Raw genomic sequence first — 16,289 nt, 5'->3', positions numbered from 1 at the left:
TGAACCCTGAACCCTGCGTACCCCCGTCCATGCCCGACGCCGCTCGCCCTCGTCCCACCGGATTCGTGCTCGGGCTCGCTCTGGCGGCCGTGCTCGCCGTCGTCATCGCGCTGGGGGTCTCCGTCGTCCGCGGAGGGGGAGGGGTGAGCGAGGAGGAGGTCCGGGGGCTGGTCCAGACCCAGATTCAGCAGGAGGCCGCCGAGGGGTTCGTCGTGACCGGGCGGCTCTCGTCGACGCTGTCGGGGTCGAGCGCGCGGCGCTGGCGGATCCGGCTCCTCGACATCGAGACGGGCCGGGCCGAGGTCGCCGTCCGCGTCCCGGCCACCATGACGTACGGGTTCTCGCTCGACGCCTTCGACGCCGACGCCATCCGGTTCCGCGACGACGGCGTCGTCGAGGTCGTGCTGCCGCCGCTGTCCGTGTTCTCGGTCGAGCCCGAGCTCGAAGACGCCGAGGTCGACATCGACCTGAGCGGCCAGGCTCGGCTCACCCCGTCGATGACAGAGCGGACCGTCGAGCAGACGTTGCGTCGCGTCCGCCCCGCGCTCCGCGAGCAGGCCGAGGCCCACCTCCGCGACTCCGACCAGCCCGCGATCAACTCGGCCCGGGCGCTCCGCCGCGTGCTCGCGGCCCCGCTCGAAGCGGCCGGCGTCGACCTCGAGGCCGTCCGCTTCCGCTTCGTCCTGGCCCCCGGCGACACGCTCGACGTGGCCGCGCCGGGCGACGGCTCCCGCCGCTCCGTCCCCGCCGAATGACCTGGCCCTGGTCCCGCGCGCCCCGCGTCGCGCCGCCCTACGTCGACACCGTCGCCGGCTTGCTCGCTGCCGACGGGACCCACTACCGGACGACGGAGCCGCTGCTCCGCGAGTACGCCGGGCCGGTCTTGGACGCGGTCGGGCTGGGGACGCTGCTCGAACGGGCGGGCGTCTGGCTCCGGTCGCCGCAGACGCTGGCGGCCCTGTTCCTGCCCGCGCTCCTGCTCGTGCTGCCGTGGTGGGCGGCGGCCGGCGTGTCGCTGCTCCTGTACGCGCTGTGGAGCGCGGCGGCGCCCGGCTTCGTCATGCCCGGTGCCATCGGGACGCTCCGCGTGCTGGAGCACCCGGTCGTCCAGGGGCTCGTCTACGTGGGCGTGCTGAGCGCGTTCGCCGCCGCCGGCAACCTCGCCGCGATGTGGACGGGCGTGGCCGGGTTCGTCGCGCTCCGCCTGGGGCTCGTTGCCGTCGCGCTCGGCCCCATCGTCCGGCCGATCCAGCACGCGCTCCACCCGCTGCCGGCGCCCGACCAGACGCTGCGCGGGCTCATCGTCCGGGAGGCGCTCCGGCGCGGGATCTCGCTGCCCGGCATCGACGCGATCGAGAAGCGCGTGCGCGAGTTCTGGAAGCGCGGGAAGCGGTAGCCGTGGCCTCGATCGTGTCACCCATCGTCCCGGCAGCTACGGACTCCCGCCCAGACCGTGTCACCCATCAAGCCGGTCTGAAGTGCTACCCCTCAAGCCGGCCGCTAAAAGCAAAAGCGGAGGAGAACGCGAACAGTACGAAGAGGGCAGCTGCGAGCGCCAGCAGCGCGACGGTGGGGTGGACGTAGTTCCGTGTTTTACGATCCAGAGTACCGCGGAGGTAGTCGCCGTAGATCCCGAGACTCCCCTTCCGGTCCGGCTCCGCAACGTCACGCTGGGAGCGGAGGTACCGGGCGACGGCGGTAGTCCAAGGCACCCAACTGAGTGCGACGCACCCGAGGACCGAGAAGGCCATGATCTTCTGGATCAACACGGGGCCAGGATGAAGGTGGGAGGCTGCCTAACAGATGGACGCTCAGCCGCACAGGGTTGAGGGCACAGCGTTTGGGCAAAGTGCCGGAGACACTGAAGCTACAACCGGGCAGAGGCGCTGGCGCCCTGTGTCGGCCTGCAGCGGCGAGTTAGCCCGCGCGACGTTCAACCGAACGCCTCGAACAGCAACACCGCCAGCGCCGCGACACCGAGGCCGAGTTCGGCGAACCGCCAGACGGACCCTTCCGACTTCGCGTAGAACGCGCCCGCTAGGTTGCTCAGGCCAAGTACTCCGAGGCCCCAGTCTATCTCGGTGGTCTCGCCTCCGCTCCGGTATACTCTGAGGAGGGCCACAGCGATGAGCGTCGCGCCGATCCCGAACTGGACCCAACCGAGACTGCCAGACTGGGCGAGCTCATGCGGTTCGGTATCAGTCTGTGGTGTTCCTGGCATTGGATTGGGGGCGAGCACAAGTGCGGGCTAACCAGCGGTTCAGCCGCCGCGGAGCTTGGCGAGCACGTCGGGGTCGAGCAAGTCGGCCAGCGCCGACGAGGCGGAGGCGGGAGCCTCGCCCTTCGAGCGGCCTCGGTCGGCGTCGCGCGAGTCGCCGGCCCGGTTCGAGCCTCGGCTGTCCGAGCCGCGGGGGTCCGAGCCCCGGCCGCTGTCCTGAGGGCGAGTGCCGCGTCGTGACCTCGACTCGTTTGTCGGAGAGGCCGCTTTTGCGGGAGCCCCGGGCGGAGCCGCCGACGCCTCGGCCGGCGCCCGCCTGGTCGACAGGTCGACGGTCTCGCGCAAGACCAGGCCACCGCCAAAGTCCGGTGCCGACGCTTTCTTAGAGACGGGCGCGGCCGGCTTGACGGACAGGTCGAGCGTCCGCCCGGCGCGGACCTCGGGGTCGGGCACGACCGGCGGGCGCGGTGCGGGCGGCTCGGGCGGCGGGGCGGGCTTGCCCGTCGAGAGATCGAGCAGGCCGCCGGCGCGGACGTCGGCTCGCGGGGGCGTGGGGTCGTCGGCCATCGGCGGAGGGGGCGGCCCGGAAGCTACGGGCTACTGCGGGTCCGGCTCGCTCTCTCCACCGACGACGTCGAATCCGGCCGCTTCGACGGCCTCGACGAGCCGCTCGCGCGTCGCCTCGGGCCCGGCGTCCACGACGGCTCGGCCGATCTCGACGGACTCGACGATGGCGCCGGAGACTCCGCCCAGCGCGGTCTCGACGGAGGTCACGCAGCCGCCGCAGGTCATCCCCTCGATCTGGAGCGTCTCGGTGTGGCGGTCGGGCATCAGGTTCATCATGGGGACGGGGGACGGGGGACGGGGGACGGGGGACGGGGGACGGGGGACGGGGGACGGGTTCAACGGCGCCTCCGAAAAGGTTCCGGGCTGTGGAGTCCATCCGCCTCTGCCATTTCCCCTTTCCTGTTTCCCCTTTCCTAAGTGAGCGCCAGCGAGCCTACGCCGTGCGGAGCCGGAGCGCGTTGCCGATCACGAAGAGGTCCGAAAACACCATCGCCAAGGCGGCGAGCATGGGCGAGAGCAGGAGCCCGAAGGCCGGGAAGAGGACGCCGGCGGCGACCGGGATCAGGACCACGTTGTAGGCGAAGGCCCAGAACAGGTTCTGGCGGATGTTGCGGAGCGTGGCCCGGGCGACGCCGAGCGCGCGGCCGACGGCCTCGACGTCGCCGCCGGCCAGGACCACGTCGCCGGCCTCGATGGCGACGTCGGTGCCCGTGCCCATCGCGAGCCCGGCGTCGGCCTGGGCGAGCGCGGGCGCGTCGTTGATGCCGTCGCCGACGAAGGCGACGCGGCGGCCCTGGGCCTGGAGCGCCGCGACGGCCTGGGCCTTCTCGTCCGGCAGCACCTCGGCGCGGACCGTCTCGATGCCGAGCCGGGCTGCGACGGCCCGAGCGGTCGCCTCGGCGTCGCCCGAGATCAAAGCGAGGTCCAAGCCCTGCGCCCGAAGCGCGTCGAGGGCGTCCCGGGCGCCGGGCTTGATCGGGTCAGAGACGGCGACGAGCGCGGCCGGCGTGCTGTCGACGGCGACCCAGAGCGGCGTCTTGCCCTCAGCGGCGAGCCCGTCGGCGCGGTCGCGGTCGGCGGCGGCGAGCGGGACGTTCAGGCGGTCCATGAACCGCGTGGCGCCGACGGCGACGGCCCGGCCCTCGACGGTCCCGGTGACGCCGTAGCCGGGCACGGCCTCGACGTCGGCCGCGTCGGGCGTCGGCCCGGCGTGCTCGACGAGCGCGCGGGCGATGGGGTGCTCGCTCTGGCGCTCGACGGCGGCGGCCAGCCGCACGGCCGCTTGGGCATCGGCATCCCCGACGGCGACCACGTCGGTCACGGCGGGGCGGCCGAGCGTCAGCGTGCCCGTCTTGTCGAACACGATGGTGTCGGCCTCGGCGAGCGCTTGCAGGCCGGCCCCCTCGCGGACGAACGCGCCTTTCTCGGCCGCCCGTCCGGTCCCGACCAGCACCGAGATCGGCGTGGCGATCCCCATGGCGCACGGGCACGCGATGATGAGTACGGAGACGGCAGCCACCAGCGCGTACGTCAGCCGGGGCTCGGGACCGACCCACATCCAGACGGCGAACGTGACGGCGGCCGTCGCCAGCACGAACGGGACGAACACGGCCACGACGCGGTCGGCCAGGGCCTGGATCGGCGGCTTCGAACCCTGGGCGTCCTCGACCATCTGGACGATCCGGGCCAGCGCCGTCTGCCCGCCGACCGCCGTCGCCTCGACGGTCAGGGCCCCCGTCCCGTTGACGGTCCCGGCCGCGACGACCGACTCGGGCTCCTTCTCGACTGGGACCGGCTCGCCCGTCATTGCCGACTCGTCGACGAACGACCGGCCCTCGACCACGACGCCGTCGACGGCCACGCGAGCGCCGGGCTTGACGAGCACGTGGTCGCCCACGGCCACCTCGGCGAGCGGCACCTCGACCGGCTCGCCGTCGCGCACGACCCAGGCCGTCGGCGGCTGCAAGTCGAGGAGCGCGCGGATGGCCTGCCCGGCCCGGCCCTTCGCGACGGCCTCCAGGTACCGGCCGGCCAGGACAAGCGTGATGATGGTGGCCGCGGCCTCGAAGTAGACGTGGTCGGCCCCGGCCGGCAGGACGCCGGGCGCGACGGTGGCCACGACCGAGTACCCGTAGGCCGCCGACGTGCCGAGCAGGACCAACGTGTCCATCGACGGGGCGCCGGACCGGAGCGCCGCCCAGCCCGTCCGGACAAAGTGGAGGCCGGGCCCGAACTGGACGGCCGTCCCCAGCGCCAGCAGCACGAGTCGCAGCGGCTGGGTTCCGACGAGCCCGTGCAGCCAGTCGGCCCCGCCCGGGACCATCATCGGGACCATCTCCAACAGCCAGATCGGGGCGGTGAGCGCGGCGGCGACGAGCGCGCGGCGGCGCTGGACGGCGCGCTCGGCGTCCTTGTCCGCCTCGTTCACACCCGGAGCGTCCGCCTCGGCGCCGAAGCCGGCGCGGCGGATGGCGTCGGCGATGGCGTCGTCGGACAGGCCCGGGTGCGCGCGGACGGTCGCCCGCTCGGTCGCCAGGTTGACGCCGACCTCGGCGACGCCGTCGAGCCGGGACAGGACGCGCTCGACGCGGGCCGAGCACGAGGCGCACTCCATCCCCTCGACGCGGAGCGTTACGGTGCGGTCCGCAGGGGGGGAGGCGGTGGCGGGCATGGGAGGAGCGGGCGGTTCCGCTCTGATACGCCCTGGACCCGACTCCAGGGTTCCGTGAATCGACCGCTCAGTCTTGAGGCTCCGCGAGCGCCCGCAGGACGGGGCACTCGGCCCGCGTCGTGTCGGCCCCGCCGCAGGCGTCGGCCAGGTCGGTGAGCGCGTCGCGGGTCCGTTGGAGCTCGGCGATGCGGGCATCGAGGTCCGCGATCTTCTCGACGGCCCGCTCGCGGACGGCGGCGGCGTCGGCGTGGACGTCGCGCGAGAGCGCGAGCAGTCCGGCGGCCTCGTCGAGCGTGAACCCGAGGGCCTGGGCCCGGCGGAGCGCGCGCAGGCGCCGGAGCGCGTCGGGCCCGTAGTCGCGGTAGCCGCCGGACGTCCGGCGCGGCGCGGCGAGGAGCCCGCGCCGCTCGTAGTAGCGGACCGTGTCGGTCGCGACGCCGGCCGCGTGGGCGAGCTGCCCCGTCGTCACAGCGCGGCGACGACGCGCCGGAGCCGGTCGCGGACCTCGGCGGCGATGTCGTCCAGGTCGCCGTTCTCGACGGCGGCCATGCTGGCGACCGGGTCGATGGCCGAGACCTCCGTCCGCCCGTCGCCGACGTCGCGGAGGATCACGTTGCACGGCAGCATGACGCCGATCCGAGGCTCGGCCTGCATCGCCCGGTGCGCCAGCGGCGGGTTGCAGGCACCCAGGATGGTGTAGCCGGCCACGTCGGCGTCGAGCTTCGTCTTGAGCGTGGCCTGGATGTCGATCTCGGTCAGGACGCCGAAGCCCTCGTCGGAGAGCGCGGTGCGGGTGCGTTCCTCGGCCGTCGCGAGGTCGGCGTCGAGCGTGCGGGAGAAGGTGTAGGACACGGGTCGGGGGAGAGCGGGGGGCACGCTTAACGCCCGTGCGCCGGAGAAGAGCCCGCCGAGCCGGGGCGGCGTCGGCGGGCTCGGCCCGTGGGCTACAGCGCGGCGAGGAGCCGGTCGCAGGCGTCGGCGCAGGTCCGGCAGCACTCGGCGCAGATCCGGCAGTGCTCGTGCGTCTCGGCGTGCTCCTCGCACGACGCGGCGCAGGTCTCGCACGCGGCCTTGCACGCCTGGACCTGGGCGCGGACGAGGTCCGTCGAGGGCTGGGTCTGGCGCACCACCACGGTGGCCGTCGCGGCGCAGACGTCGGCGCAGTCGAGGTCGGTCCGGATGCAGTGGGCCAGGTCCATCTCGCCGTCCTCGGCGAGGCAGGCGTCGGCGCACGACGTGCAGCACTGGACGCAGTCGAGCGCGGCCTCGACGACGGCCTTGATCGCGTCGAGGTGGGCGGAGGGGGAGGGGTGAGCGTCGAGGATTTCGAGGGTCATGGGAGAGGGGGAGTGGGGGGGCGAGTCTAGACCCTGGACCCGAGTCCAGGGACAACCGTCGGCGCCGAACTCCGGGCATCCCCCAGGCCCATCGGTGGAGCCCAGACGCCGGCCGGCCGGAGGCCCCGTGTGTTTAGCGGCGGACAGCGCTCGCGTACAGGGAGACGCCCACCACGGCGTCGAAGCCCAGGCACGCCCAGACGTACCACGCAGGTGCCAGGGCGACCCCGGCGTGGAGGCCGACGTCCCAGAGCGGGTGCAACAGCCAGCCAGCCGCGAGCCAGCCCCGGTGGCCCCTCAGCCCCAGCCCCGCGCACGCGCCGTAGGCCACGACCCCGACGGCCTCGACCGCCAGCGCCAGCGGCGGCGCGCTCCGGGCGACGGCGAACCCGACGTAGGCGAGGGTCACCACCACGAGCCCGCCAGCCCACCACACACGAGCGGCCCGCCCGGTCCGCCGGCGCCCGACTCCGACGAACAACGCGCCGCCCGCAGCCCCGAGCGCGAGCCACAGCAGGACCAGACCGAGCGGAGTGCCGGCCGTCACGGTGACACCACGGCGGTCCGCACGGTCGCCGTCGCTGAGTCGGTCCAGGCCACGAGGGCTCGGTCGCCCAGGGCCGCGACGTGGGGGACGCCGCTCGACCGCCCGGCGTCGACGGTCGCCACGGTCACGGCCGGGCGCAGCGACCCGTCCGCGCCGACGCGGCGGACGCGGAGCTCGGCGTCGTCGCCCACGTTTTCGAGCCAACTCACGGCCGCGCTCCCGTCCGCCAGCAGCGCCACGCCGACCCGGCCGAGCGGGGCGCCGCCGTCGACGCGGACGCGGTCGCCCCACGTGGCTCCGGCGTCGCCGGAGACGCTCAGCCAGACGCGCGTCGAGTCGCCGCCGGCGAACCAGGCCAGCGCCACGTGGTCGCCGGCCGCCGCCAGCGCCGGCCCGTTGACGGGGCACCCCTCGATCCGCCAGCCGTCGGCGTGGGGGATGGCGGGCTCGGTCCACGCCCCCTCCACCTGGCGGACGACGGCAACGTCGCGGACCTCGTCGTCGCTCCGGTCGCGGTAGGCCACGACCGGGCCGGACGGCGTGGTCACCATCGCGGTCGGGCAGCAGTCGCAGGTCCGGGCGTCGAGCTCGACCTCGTCGGTCTGTGCGCTGTCGCCGCCGACGGTGGCGTAGCGGAGCGTCATGGCGCCGCTGTGATGGCCGTGGCCGGCGCCCTGGTTCCGGCCGTCGAGCCAGACGAGGCCGGCGCGACCGTCCGCCAGCGCGACGCCCGACACGAACCCGTGCTCGGCCGCGACGCCGTCGGTGTGGAGGAGCCGGCGCTCGCCGTCGGTCCGGACGCCGACGTCGTAGGCGTACGTGGAGCCGCCCGGATGACGCAGGAGCGTGTGGGACAGGACCGACCCGTCGCTCTGGACGACCACGCCTGGCGTGTCGGCCCAGTTGACGAACCAGTCGTCGCCGCGGTCGGTCGTCAGGGGCTCAGCCCAGCCCGAGCCCGTCCACCGAGCCATCCGGAGCGCCCAGCCGTCGCCGGCCGGCTCGACCCAGGACAGGACCGGCTGGCCGTCGGGGCCCGTGGTGAGGCGGGGCGCGACGGCGCCGGAGTCGGCGGGCACGGCCACCTCGCCGTCGGCGAGGGCGGGCGGTTCGACGTCCGGCTCGGGGGCCGGGGCGTCGGCGCAGGCCGCGAGCGCGGCGGCGAGCAGCAGGAGGAGGCGTCGGGGCATGGCGCAGTCTACGCCGCTCCCCGGCGCGCGCCTACGGCCCGGTGTTGCCTTCGACGTGGGTGAACACGGCCGCCTCGCCCTCCGGCCCGACGATCAGCACGTCGTACGGGTCGCGGCGGTCGCCCATCTCCATGCCCGGCGAGCCGATCGGCATCCCCGGCACCGACAGGCCGCGAGCCTCGGGCCGCTCCTCGAGAAGCCGCGCGACTTGCTCGGCCGGCACGTGGCCCTCGACCACGTAGCCGTCGACGACGCCCGTGTGGCACGACGCCAGATCGGATGGGACGCCCAGGCTGTCCTTGACGGCCGCCATGTCGTCGCGGTCCCGGACGTCGACCGTGAAGCCGGCGGCCTCCATGTGCTCGACCCACATCGCGCAGCACCCGCACGTCGGGCTCTTGTAGACCGTCAGCGTCGGGGCGTCGGGCCCGACGAGCGTGGCCGGCAGCGTCACGGCGGCCTCCTCGGCGGCGGCGTCGAGGTCGGGCGTGTCAGCCGGGGCGGCGGACGAGTTGGCGAGCTGGCAGGCCGAGAGGGCCAGGAGTGGAACGAGGGCGAGGAAGGTCGGGCGCATGGTTACTGTTCGGTGCCGGGCGTGAGGGCCTCTTCAACCTCGGAGGTCGCGTCGGCCGTGCCCGTGGTTGGCGGAGGTTGGGTGAGGTCGACGGGGGCCGTGCCGGGCGCGTCGACGCCGCCGAGCGGCTCGACGACCTCAACCTCGGTCCCGACCCCGCCGCCGAGGGGCGTGGCTTGCGGGGCCGCGTCGGCGTCGTAGTAGCCGTCGCTGGCGGAGTGGTTGGCCTCGGCGCCGTCGGGGCGGCCTTCCCATTGGCAACCGACCAGAGCGACGAGGGCGAGCAGGGCGGACAAGCGGAGGGGCATCGGGGGAGAGGGGGGTGTCGGAGGTGGGACGCGCGCCAGCGGGCCGGGTTCGGCCCAGCGACGCGCTGGGGGCCCGTGGCCTACCGGCTCTCCAGGCTGTCGATGAGCCCCTCCATCTCGGCGATCTCGCGGCGCTGGGCCTCGATGATCTCGTCGGCGAGCTGGCGGACGCGGGGGTCCGAGATCCGGGCCCGCTCCGACGTCAGGACCGCGATCGAGTGGTGCGGGATCATCGCCTTCATCCAGGCCACGTCGCCGACCGTCGTCTGGGCGCGGACGAAGTACACCCCGACGGCGAACAGGACGGCGCTGCCGGCGAAGATCATCGCGTTCGTCCGCTTGTCGGTGTACATCCCGAGCATGAACAACAGCATCACGACGGCCATCGCGGCGCCCATGTAAAGGGCCATCCAGCCCTTCGTCTGACTCCACCAGACGTGGTCGAGGACGTAGACCGTCGAGTACATCAAGACGAACATCACCAGCGTCGAGGTGAGGATCATCGCGAAGAAACGGAGATACGAGCCTTTCATGGGAGGGGGAAGAGAGGAGGAGGGTTACGACAGGGTGACGCCGTCGCGGGCGGCGCGCTCGGCGGAGACGGCCCGGGCGACCGTTCCCTCGGGGTGGTCGTACCAGCCCGGGTCGCGGTCCACGTCGACGGGCCGGGGGCGGACCTTGACGTTCGTGTACATCCCGCCCATCGTGATGTAGCCGAATGGGCCCGCCGCGCCGACCATCGGGATCGAGTTCTCGGGGACCGGCATGTGGCCCATCTCGACGTGCGCGCCCATGTCGTCGCCGCCGACCTGGCCCATCGTGTGGTAGCCGGGTGCGAGGGGCTGGACCTGGCGGTCGAGCGCGCGCGCGTCGACGCCGACCATGTTGGGGAACTCGTGGCCCATCTGGTTCATGACGTGGTGCGTCATGTGGCAGTGCATGGCCCAGTCGCCGAGCGCGTCGGCCGTCCACTCGACCGTCCGCGTGCTCCCGACGGGGACCAAGACCGTCGTCTCGGGCCACCGGCCGGCCGGGGGGATCGGCCCGCCGTCGGTCGCCGTGATGGTCCAGTAGTGGCCGTGGAGGTGGATCGGGTGGTGGTCCATCGGCGAGAGGTTGCCGAACCGGAACCGGACCCGGTCGTTGTGACCGACGACGATGGGGTCGGTCCCGGGGAACGCCCGGCCGTTCATGGTCAAGACGTTGAAGTCCGCCATCGCGTTCGGGTCCGGGCGCGAGGTGCCGGGCTCGACGAGCCACTCGTGGAGCATGATGGCCACGTCGCGGTCGACGTCGTCGCGGCCCCGCTTGTGAACGACGAACATCCCCGTGAGCCCCAGCGCGATCTGGGTCATCTCGTCGTGGTGCGAGTGGTACATGAACGTCCCGTTCTGTGAGATCGGGAACTCGTAGAGGAACGTCTCGCCCGGCGCGATGGGCGCCTGCGACAACCCGCCCACGCCGTCCATCCCGCTCGGGATAAAGAACCCGTGCCAGTGGACCGTCGTGGCCACGGGCAGCTTGTTGGTCACGTAGATCCGGACGCGGTCGCCCTCGACGGCCTCGAACGTGGGCCCGTGGACCTGGCCGTTGTAGCCCCAGCACGTCGCCGTCAGGCCGGGCGCGAACTCGTGGACCACCTCTTGGGCCGTGAGGTGGTACACCCAGGCCCCGTCGTCGGCCCGGCGGCCGGTAATGGCCGACCCGTTCGGCGTGTGGACGCGGCTCGGGCGCTCGCCGTCGACGAGCGTCGCCAGCGAGCGGCGCGGGGCGTTCGTCGGGCGTGGGGAGGGTCCCGAGGCCGCGCCCGCTCTCGCGGCGTTGGCGGCGGCGACGGAGTCGGCCGCGAGCGAGTCGGCGGCGGCGGCGGGGTCGAACGTGACCGGGAGCGGCGTGGCGCGGGAGGCCCGGCCGAGCGCGGCGCCCCCGAGGGCGACGGCGCTGGCCTTCATCCAGTCGCGGCGGGAAAACGTGGACATGGGACTGTGGGCTTAGTGATCGGCGGGGCGCATGGCGGGGCCGCCGGAGGGCACGGCGAGGCCGCCGCCGTCGAGGTTGGGCATCCGGCCCTGCACGAGCAGGTCGAGGTCGGCGCGGGCCTGCCAGTAGGCGGCGAGCGCGTCGACGTAGCGGCGCGTCGCCTCGGCCTCCTGCTGCTGGGCCTGCAACACGCCGAAGACGCCGGTCTGCATCGCGTTGTACTGGAGCAGCGTCTGCTGGACGAGCTGGGCGCGGAGCGGCAGGACGGCCGTCTGGTAGTGGAGCGCGGCGCGGCGCGTGGTCGCCAGCCGCTGAGCCAGCGTCCGCGCGGCCGAGCGGACGTCGACGGCGGTCGCGTAGTACAGCGCCTGGCGGCGGCGGAGCTCGGCTCGGGCGGCGGCGCGGCGGGCCTGGCCCTGGTCGAACAGGGGGAGGACGACCTCGACCTCGGGCCCGGCCTTCCACTCCCCGTCGTCGCGCTCGGCCTCGCCGCCGACTTCGAGGTCGGGCAGCACGCTCTCGACGTTCGTCAGCCCGAGCCGCTGGGCCATCGCCTCGACGTCGGCCCGGGCGGCAGCCAGGTCGAGGCTGGTCTCGACGGCCGCCCGCTCGACGGCGGCCACGTCGACGACGGCGACGGGCAGGCCGCCCTCGGTCGCCGCGCGGACGAACGCGAGCGGGCTCTCGGCCGGGACGGGCGCCAGCGCGCCGGGCAGGTCGATAGCGGCCGCGGGCCCGCTCAGCCCCATCAGCCGGACGAGCGCCTCGCGGCTCTCGGCGGCCTGGCCCTCGGCCACCAGCAGGTCGAGCCGGGCCTGCTCGTAGAGCGCCTGCTCGGCCAGCACGTCGACGGCCGGCACGTTGCCGGCCTGGCGCAGGAGCGCGCTCGCGGTGTAGCCCGCCTCGGCGTTCTGGACCACGCGCCGCTGCATCGCCAGCCCCGTCGCGTCGGCCTGGGCGCGGACGAACGCGGCGCGCGTCCGGGCCGCCAGGTCGAGGACGGCCCCGGCCACGCGGAAGCGGGCGGCTTGGTACTCGTTCTGGGCCACCCGTCGGCGCAGGGGGGTCCGGAACACGTCGAGGAACTCGAGGGCCACGGTGAACCCGAGGTCGGGCGCGCGCGACTCGTCGAGCGCCCACAGCGACCGCCCGCCGAACACGGGGTTCGACAGGAGGCCGGCCTGGACGAGCGCGGCCTGGGCCACGCCCAGGTCCTCGTAGGTGGCCTGGAGCCGGCGGTTGTGGAGGAGCGCGACCTGGACGGCCGTCTCGACCGTCAGGCTGTCGGCTAGGAGCGAGTCGACGGCGGCCTCGGCCGCGGCGTCCTCGGCCCCGCCCGTCCGCCAGGTGACGCGGACGTCGGCCCGCTCGACGACCGTCGCGCGGACGTCGTCGAACGCCGCCTGGGGGCGGACGGCCGCGCAGCCCGAGACGACGACCGCGCCGACGGCCACGAGGAGAACGCGGCTCATCGGTGGCCCTCGTGGCTCATCCCGCCCATCGACCCGTGATCCATCGTCGGCACGTCGTCCGTGCTGCGGCGGCACATCCGCATCCGGGTGCCGAAGTACGGGTTGCGGGGCGGGCCCTGGCGCTGGAGCCAGACGCCGCCCTCGGGCGCGTCGGCCATCCCGCACGTGTGGCGGACGAGGTCGAGCCCGGCCGGGGTCCCGAGCGCATCGACGGCCTCGGCGAACGGTGCGCTCAGCGTGCCGAACGCCGCGCGGGCGGCGTCAAGGTCGTCCGCCTCCGCCAACGCCCGGGCCGACTGGCGGACGCCGGCCACGATCTCGCCCCGCGTGTGCCAGAAGTGAGCGTCGCCGGCCGGCGGCGTCTCGACGAGAACATCGAACGCGGCCGCAAGGGCCCGGGCGGCGTCCGCGTCCAGACGGTCGTCGGCGAGCGCGTCGTGGACGGCGAGGTAGGCGTCGAGCGCGTTCGCCAAGGCGAGGGGCGCCGGCGGGACGTCGCCCAGCCGCACGTCGGGCGTCGGCGAGGGCGTCTCGAGGACGGTCGCGCCGTGGTTCATCGCCGTGTGCGACATGGACGCCTCGTCCGCCTCCATCGTCATGGCCGGCCGGTCCGTGGTGGCGTCGTGGTCCACGCCGTGCGGGCGCAGGACGGCGGGGACGGCCGGCGGGGCGACCGGGGGGAGCGCGGCGATCTCGACGGCGAGGGCGGCGGTGGGCGCGTCGACGCGAGCCGGGTGGTTTGCGGGCGCGTCGAGCGCGGCGGGCACGGCGCAGCCCGCGACGGCTAAGCCGAGGCCGAGTGCGAACAGTCGGGGGGACATAGGGGGATCTGGAGAGGGCGCACCGCGAGCACGCGGCGCACATGGGCACACACCGAGCGACCGCTCGGCGGGACGTCAGGCCACGCGGCCTGCGGGGGCGTCCGACCGACGCCCCGGCCCTCTCAGATCAGGAACCGTTCGAGCTCGACGTGGAGCCGGGCCCGAGGTCGCAGCGGCGGGCTCTCGGGCGCCGGCACAGGCTCGGGCGCCGGCACGGCGAGCACGTCGGTGGCGACGACGGCCAGCAGGGCGACGGCGTCGGCTGCGGGCAGCGGAGCGGGCGCGTCGACGACGGCCTGGACGGCGCAGCAGGCGGAGGCGCAGTCGTCGACGGGCGGCGCGGGTGCGTCCTGCCGGGGCTCGTCCGGCGCGTCGTGGCACGGCGGCGTCTCGGCCGGTGCGTGCTCGCTCGTCGGCATCTCGTGCCCCGTCTCCATCGGCATCTCGTGGTCCGCGCCGTGGAGACACGTCGCGCTCGCCGGGCCCGCCGCGAGGGCGACGGCCAGCAAGACGGTAGCGACGGGGCGGAGCGAGCGGAGCACGGAGGTCGAGAGGCGGACGCTCCAAACGACGACCCCCGGGGAGCGGTGTTCCGAAGGGCCAGCTTCTCGGGGAGTCCACCGAAGGGAGGCCACGAGCGGGCCGCCTATCTTCCAGGCCCACCCCCGCTTGTTCCCGTGGCCCGTCTCCTCTGCCTCCTCGCCGCCGTCGCGCTCGCGCTCCCCGCCGCGGCCCAGACGGCGCCCGTCCTCCCCGACCTCGACGGCGACCCGGTCGTCCTCGTCGTCCACGGCGGCGCGGGCACCATCCTGCGCGCCAACATGGACGCCGACACGGACGCGGCCATCCGCGCGGCCTTGGCCCAAGCGCTCCGCGCGGGCCACGCCGAGGTGGTGGCCGGGCGCCCGGCGCTCGACGCGGTCTCGGCCGCGCTCCAGATCCTAGAGGACGACCCCCACTTCAACGCCGGCCGCGGCGGCGTCTTCGCGGCCGACCAGACGGTCCGCCACGACGCCTCGGTCATGGACGGGGCCACGGGCTTGGCCGGCGCGTCGTCCGGCACGATGCACGTGCGCCACCCGATCCTGCTGGCGCGGCGCGTGATGGAGGCGTCGCCGCACGTGCTCCTCTCGGGCGAGGGCGCCGAGGAGTTCGCGCTCCAGCAGGGGTTGGAGCTGGTGCCCAACACGTTCTTCCACACGCCGGGCCGGCTCCGGGGGCTGCTGTCGGTCCAGGAGCGCGAGCGGTCTGCCACGGGTCTGGCGCGGCCCGCGCCCCACCCGTGGCAGATGCACGGGACCGTGGGGGCCGTCGCGCTCTCGGCGGGCGGCTCGCTCGCGGCCGGGACCTCGACCGGCGGCATGACCAACAAGCGGTGGGGCCGCGTCGGCGACAGCCCCATCATCGGCGCCGGGACCTACGCCGACGACGCGACGTGCGGCGTCTCGGCGACCGGCCACGGCGAGTACTTCATCCGGCTCGGCATCGCCCGAGACATCGCCGCGCGGATGGCCTACCTCGACGAGTCCGTCGACCAAGCCGCCAGCCACGTGATCGGCACGACGCTCGCGGAGGCCGGCGGGACCGGCGGCGTCATCGCGCTCGACGCCGAGGGGAACGTCTCGATGCCGTTCAACACGGAGGGGATGTACCGCGGCACCATCACGCGGAGCGGCCGGGTCACGACGATGATCTACGGGGACGAGGAGTAGGCTCGCTGGCGCTCGTGGGAACTGGGAACGGGGAACTGGGAACGGGCAGAGGCCACCGGGTGGCGCTGGCGGTCGGCGACGGACATCTTGCCAGTCCCCAGTCCCCAGTCCCCAGTCCCCAGTCCTCGTGACTCTCCCGTACGACGCCGTCGCCGCCAGCCAGGCGCTCGCCGAGGCCGACCCCCGGTTGGGCGACTTGATCGCGAGCGTCGGCCCGCCCCGGATCACGCTCCGGCCCGACGAGACGCTGCCGGCGCTGCTCCGCTCCATCATCTACCAGCAGCTCTCGACGAAAGCCGCGGCCACCATCTTGGGCCGCGTGCTCGACGCCTTCGGCGACGGCGACACGCTCGACCCCGCCGCCCTCGCCGCCGCGCCCGACGAGGCCTTGCGCGCGTGCGGGCTCTCGCGCGCCAAGACGGCCGCCGCCCGCGACCTCGTCGCCCGCCACCGCGCGGGGACGCTCCCCACGCGCGCGAACCTGCTGGCGATGCCCGACGACGCCGTCGTCGCCGCGCTCACCGCCGTCCGCGGCGTCGGCCCGTGGACGGCCCAGATGGTGTTGCTGTTCAACCTGGGCCGGCCCGACGTGTGGCCGACGACCGACCTCGGGGTCCAAGAGGGCTACCGGATCATCGCCGGGCTGGACGAGCGGCCGGGCCCGAAGGCGCTCGCGGCGCTCGGCGAGCCGTACGCCCCGTGGCGGAGCGTGGCCGCGTGGTACGGCTGGCGGGCCGTCCACCGGGCGCGGGGGGAGGAGTAGCGCGGGATCTTACGATCCCTCGGTCATGGGGCGTGAGGGAAGGGGCAAGGGGGATTCCGCCTCGTGCCCCTGCGCCCTGACTGGGCACCTGCGCCCGGACGAAACGGCCGGCCGGGTTAGATCGGAGAC

Annotated in this window: 21 protein-coding genes; 4 read left to right on the top strand and 17 right to left on the bottom strand. The window is 74.4% G+C overall.

Annotated elements, in window-relative coordinates; translation table 11 throughout:
* The first annotated feature begins 29 nt into the window (after window positions 1-29).
* Window positions 30-755 (top strand): DUF4230 domain-containing protein, encoded by a 726-nt coding sequence (locus tag ACOOHE_RS15635; protein ID WP_420455013.1) that lies wholly within the window; start codon window positions 30-32, stop codon window positions 753-755.
* Entirely contained in the window at window positions 752-1,396 is a 645-nt protein-coding gene (locus ACOOHE_RS15630; RefSeq protein WP_420455012.1) for a hypothetical protein, read from the top strand. Before ACOOHE_RS15635 ends, ACOOHE_RS15630 begins: the two co-directional genes overlap by 4 nt.
* A gap of 85 nt (window positions 1,397-1,481) precedes the next feature.
* Here the strand turns inward: ACOOHE_RS15630 and ACOOHE_RS15625 are convergent, their stop codons facing one another.
* The 17 genes from ACOOHE_RS15625 to ACOOHE_RS15545 all read right to left on the bottom strand — a co-directional run bounded on the left by ACOOHE_RS15625 (window position 1,482) and on the right by ACOOHE_RS15545 (window position 14,227).
* Window positions 1,482-1,766, bottom strand: a complete 285-nt coding sequence (locus ACOOHE_RS15625; protein ID WP_420455011.1) for a hypothetical protein — start codon at window positions 1,764-1,766, stop codon at window positions 1,482-1,484.
* A gap of 167 nt (window positions 1,767-1,933) precedes the next feature.
* Window positions 1,934-2,239 (bottom strand): hypothetical protein, encoded by a 306-nt coding sequence (locus ACOOHE_RS15620; RefSeq protein ID WP_420455010.1) that lies wholly within the window; start codon window positions 2,237-2,239, stop codon window positions 1,934-1,936.
* A 21-nt stretch (window positions 2,240-2,260) separates the two neighbouring features.
* On the bottom strand, window positions 2,261-2,785 hold the full coding sequence (locus ACOOHE_RS15615) for a hypothetical protein (protein WP_420455009.1): 525 nt from the start codon (window positions 2,783-2,785) through the stop codon (window positions 2,261-2,263).
* Window positions 2,786-2,815: 30 nt separating this feature from the next.
* Window positions 2,816-3,049, bottom strand: coding sequence for a heavy-metal-associated domain-containing protein (locus tag ACOOHE_RS15610; protein ID WP_420455008.1), 234 nt, complete (start codon window positions 3,047-3,049; stop codon window positions 2,816-2,818).
* A gap of 169 nt (window positions 3,050-3,218) precedes the next feature.
* Window positions 3,219-5,456, bottom strand: a complete 2,238-nt coding sequence (locus tag ACOOHE_RS15605) for a heavy metal translocating P-type ATPase (RefSeq protein ID WP_420455007.1) — start codon at window positions 5,454-5,456, stop codon at window positions 3,219-3,221.
* Between the two features lie 67 nt (window positions 5,457-5,523).
* A complete protein-coding gene (locus ACOOHE_RS15600; protein WP_420455006.1) occupies window positions 5,524-5,925 on the bottom strand; it encodes a MerR family transcriptional regulator in 402 nt (133 codons plus the stop codon).
* Window positions 5,922-6,308, bottom strand: coding sequence for a DUF302 domain-containing protein (locus ACOOHE_RS15595; RefSeq protein ID WP_420455005.1), 387 nt, complete (start codon window positions 6,306-6,308; stop codon window positions 5,922-5,924). Before ACOOHE_RS15595 ends, ACOOHE_RS15600 begins: the two co-directional genes overlap by 4 nt.
* A gap of 92 nt (window positions 6,309-6,400) precedes the next feature.
* The gene (locus tag ACOOHE_RS15590) at window positions 6,401-6,793 is read right to left on the bottom strand and encodes a four-helix bundle copper-binding protein (protein WP_420455004.1); all 393 of its coding nucleotides are present in this window, start codon (window positions 6,791-6,793) and stop codon (window positions 6,401-6,403) included.
* A gap of 133 nt (window positions 6,794-6,926) precedes the next feature.
* Window positions 6,927-7,340, bottom strand: coding sequence for a hypothetical protein (locus tag ACOOHE_RS15585; protein ID WP_420455003.1), 414 nt, complete (start codon window positions 7,338-7,340; stop codon window positions 6,927-6,929).
* Window positions 7,337-8,530: a hypothetical protein gene (locus ACOOHE_RS15580; protein WP_420455002.1), complete on the bottom strand. Its 1,194-nt coding sequence runs from the start codon at window positions 8,528-8,530 to the stop codon at window positions 7,337-7,339. The genes ACOOHE_RS15585 and ACOOHE_RS15580 overlap by 4 nt, the downstream gene beginning before the upstream one ends.
* Window positions 8,531-8,561: 31 nt before the next feature.
* Window positions 8,562-9,104, bottom strand: a complete 543-nt coding sequence (locus ACOOHE_RS15575) for a DUF411 domain-containing protein (protein WP_420455001.1) — start codon at window positions 9,102-9,104, stop codon at window positions 8,562-8,564.
* 2 nt (window positions 9,105-9,106) lie between these two features.
* On the bottom strand, window positions 9,107-9,412 hold the full coding sequence (locus ACOOHE_RS15570) for a hypothetical protein (RefSeq protein WP_420455000.1): 306 nt from the start codon (window positions 9,410-9,412) through the stop codon (window positions 9,107-9,109).
* A gap of 80 nt (window positions 9,413-9,492) precedes the next feature.
* Window positions 9,493-9,945, bottom strand: coding sequence for a DUF305 domain-containing protein (locus ACOOHE_RS15565; RefSeq protein WP_420454999.1), 453 nt, complete (start codon window positions 9,943-9,945; stop codon window positions 9,493-9,495).
* Between the two features lie 24 nt (window positions 9,946-9,969).
* Window positions 9,970-11,391 carry a multicopper oxidase family protein gene (locus tag ACOOHE_RS15560; RefSeq protein ID WP_420454998.1) on the bottom strand — a complete coding sequence of 474 codons (1,422 nt, stop codon included), beginning with the start codon at window positions 11,389-11,391 and terminating at the stop codon, window positions 9,970-9,972.
* Between the two features lie 12 nt (window positions 11,392-11,403).
* Window positions 11,404-12,864 carry a TolC family protein gene (locus ACOOHE_RS15555; protein ID WP_420454997.1) on the bottom strand — a complete coding sequence of 487 codons (1,461 nt, stop codon included), beginning with the start codon at window positions 12,862-12,864 and terminating at the stop codon, window positions 11,404-11,406.
* Window positions 12,861-13,685, bottom strand: a complete 825-nt coding sequence (locus tag ACOOHE_RS15550) for a hypothetical protein (RefSeq protein WP_420454996.1) — start codon at window positions 13,683-13,685, stop codon at window positions 12,861-12,863. The genes ACOOHE_RS15555 and ACOOHE_RS15550 overlap by 4 nt, the downstream gene beginning before the upstream one ends.
* Window positions 13,686-13,807: 122 nt before the next feature.
* Window positions 13,808-14,227, bottom strand: a complete 420-nt coding sequence (locus tag ACOOHE_RS15545) for a hypothetical protein (RefSeq protein WP_420454995.1) — start codon at window positions 14,225-14,227, stop codon at window positions 13,808-13,810.
* Window positions 14,228-14,362: 135 nt separating this feature from the next.
* Between ACOOHE_RS15545 and ACOOHE_RS15540 the strand changes: the two genes are divergently transcribed.
* On the top strand, window positions 14,363-15,397 hold the full coding sequence (locus ACOOHE_RS15540; RefSeq protein WP_420454994.1) for an isoaspartyl peptidase/L-asparaginase family protein: 1,035 nt from the start codon (window positions 14,363-14,365) through the stop codon (window positions 15,395-15,397).
* A 127-nt stretch (window positions 15,398-15,524) separates the two neighbouring features.
* Entirely contained in the window at window positions 15,525-16,160 is a 636-nt protein-coding gene (locus tag ACOOHE_RS15535) for a DNA-3-methyladenine glycosylase family protein (RefSeq protein WP_420454993.1), read from the top strand.
* Window positions 16,161-16,289: the final 129 nt, after the last annotated feature.

This window comes from Rubrivirga sp. (genome assembly GCF_965213695.1).
Classification (GTDB): domain Bacteria; phylum Bacteroidota; class Rhodothermia; order Rhodothermales; family Rubricoccaceae; genus Rubrivirga.
Note: the sequence above shows the minus strand (reverse complement) of the source record. Positions and strands in the feature narration are given on the sequence as shown.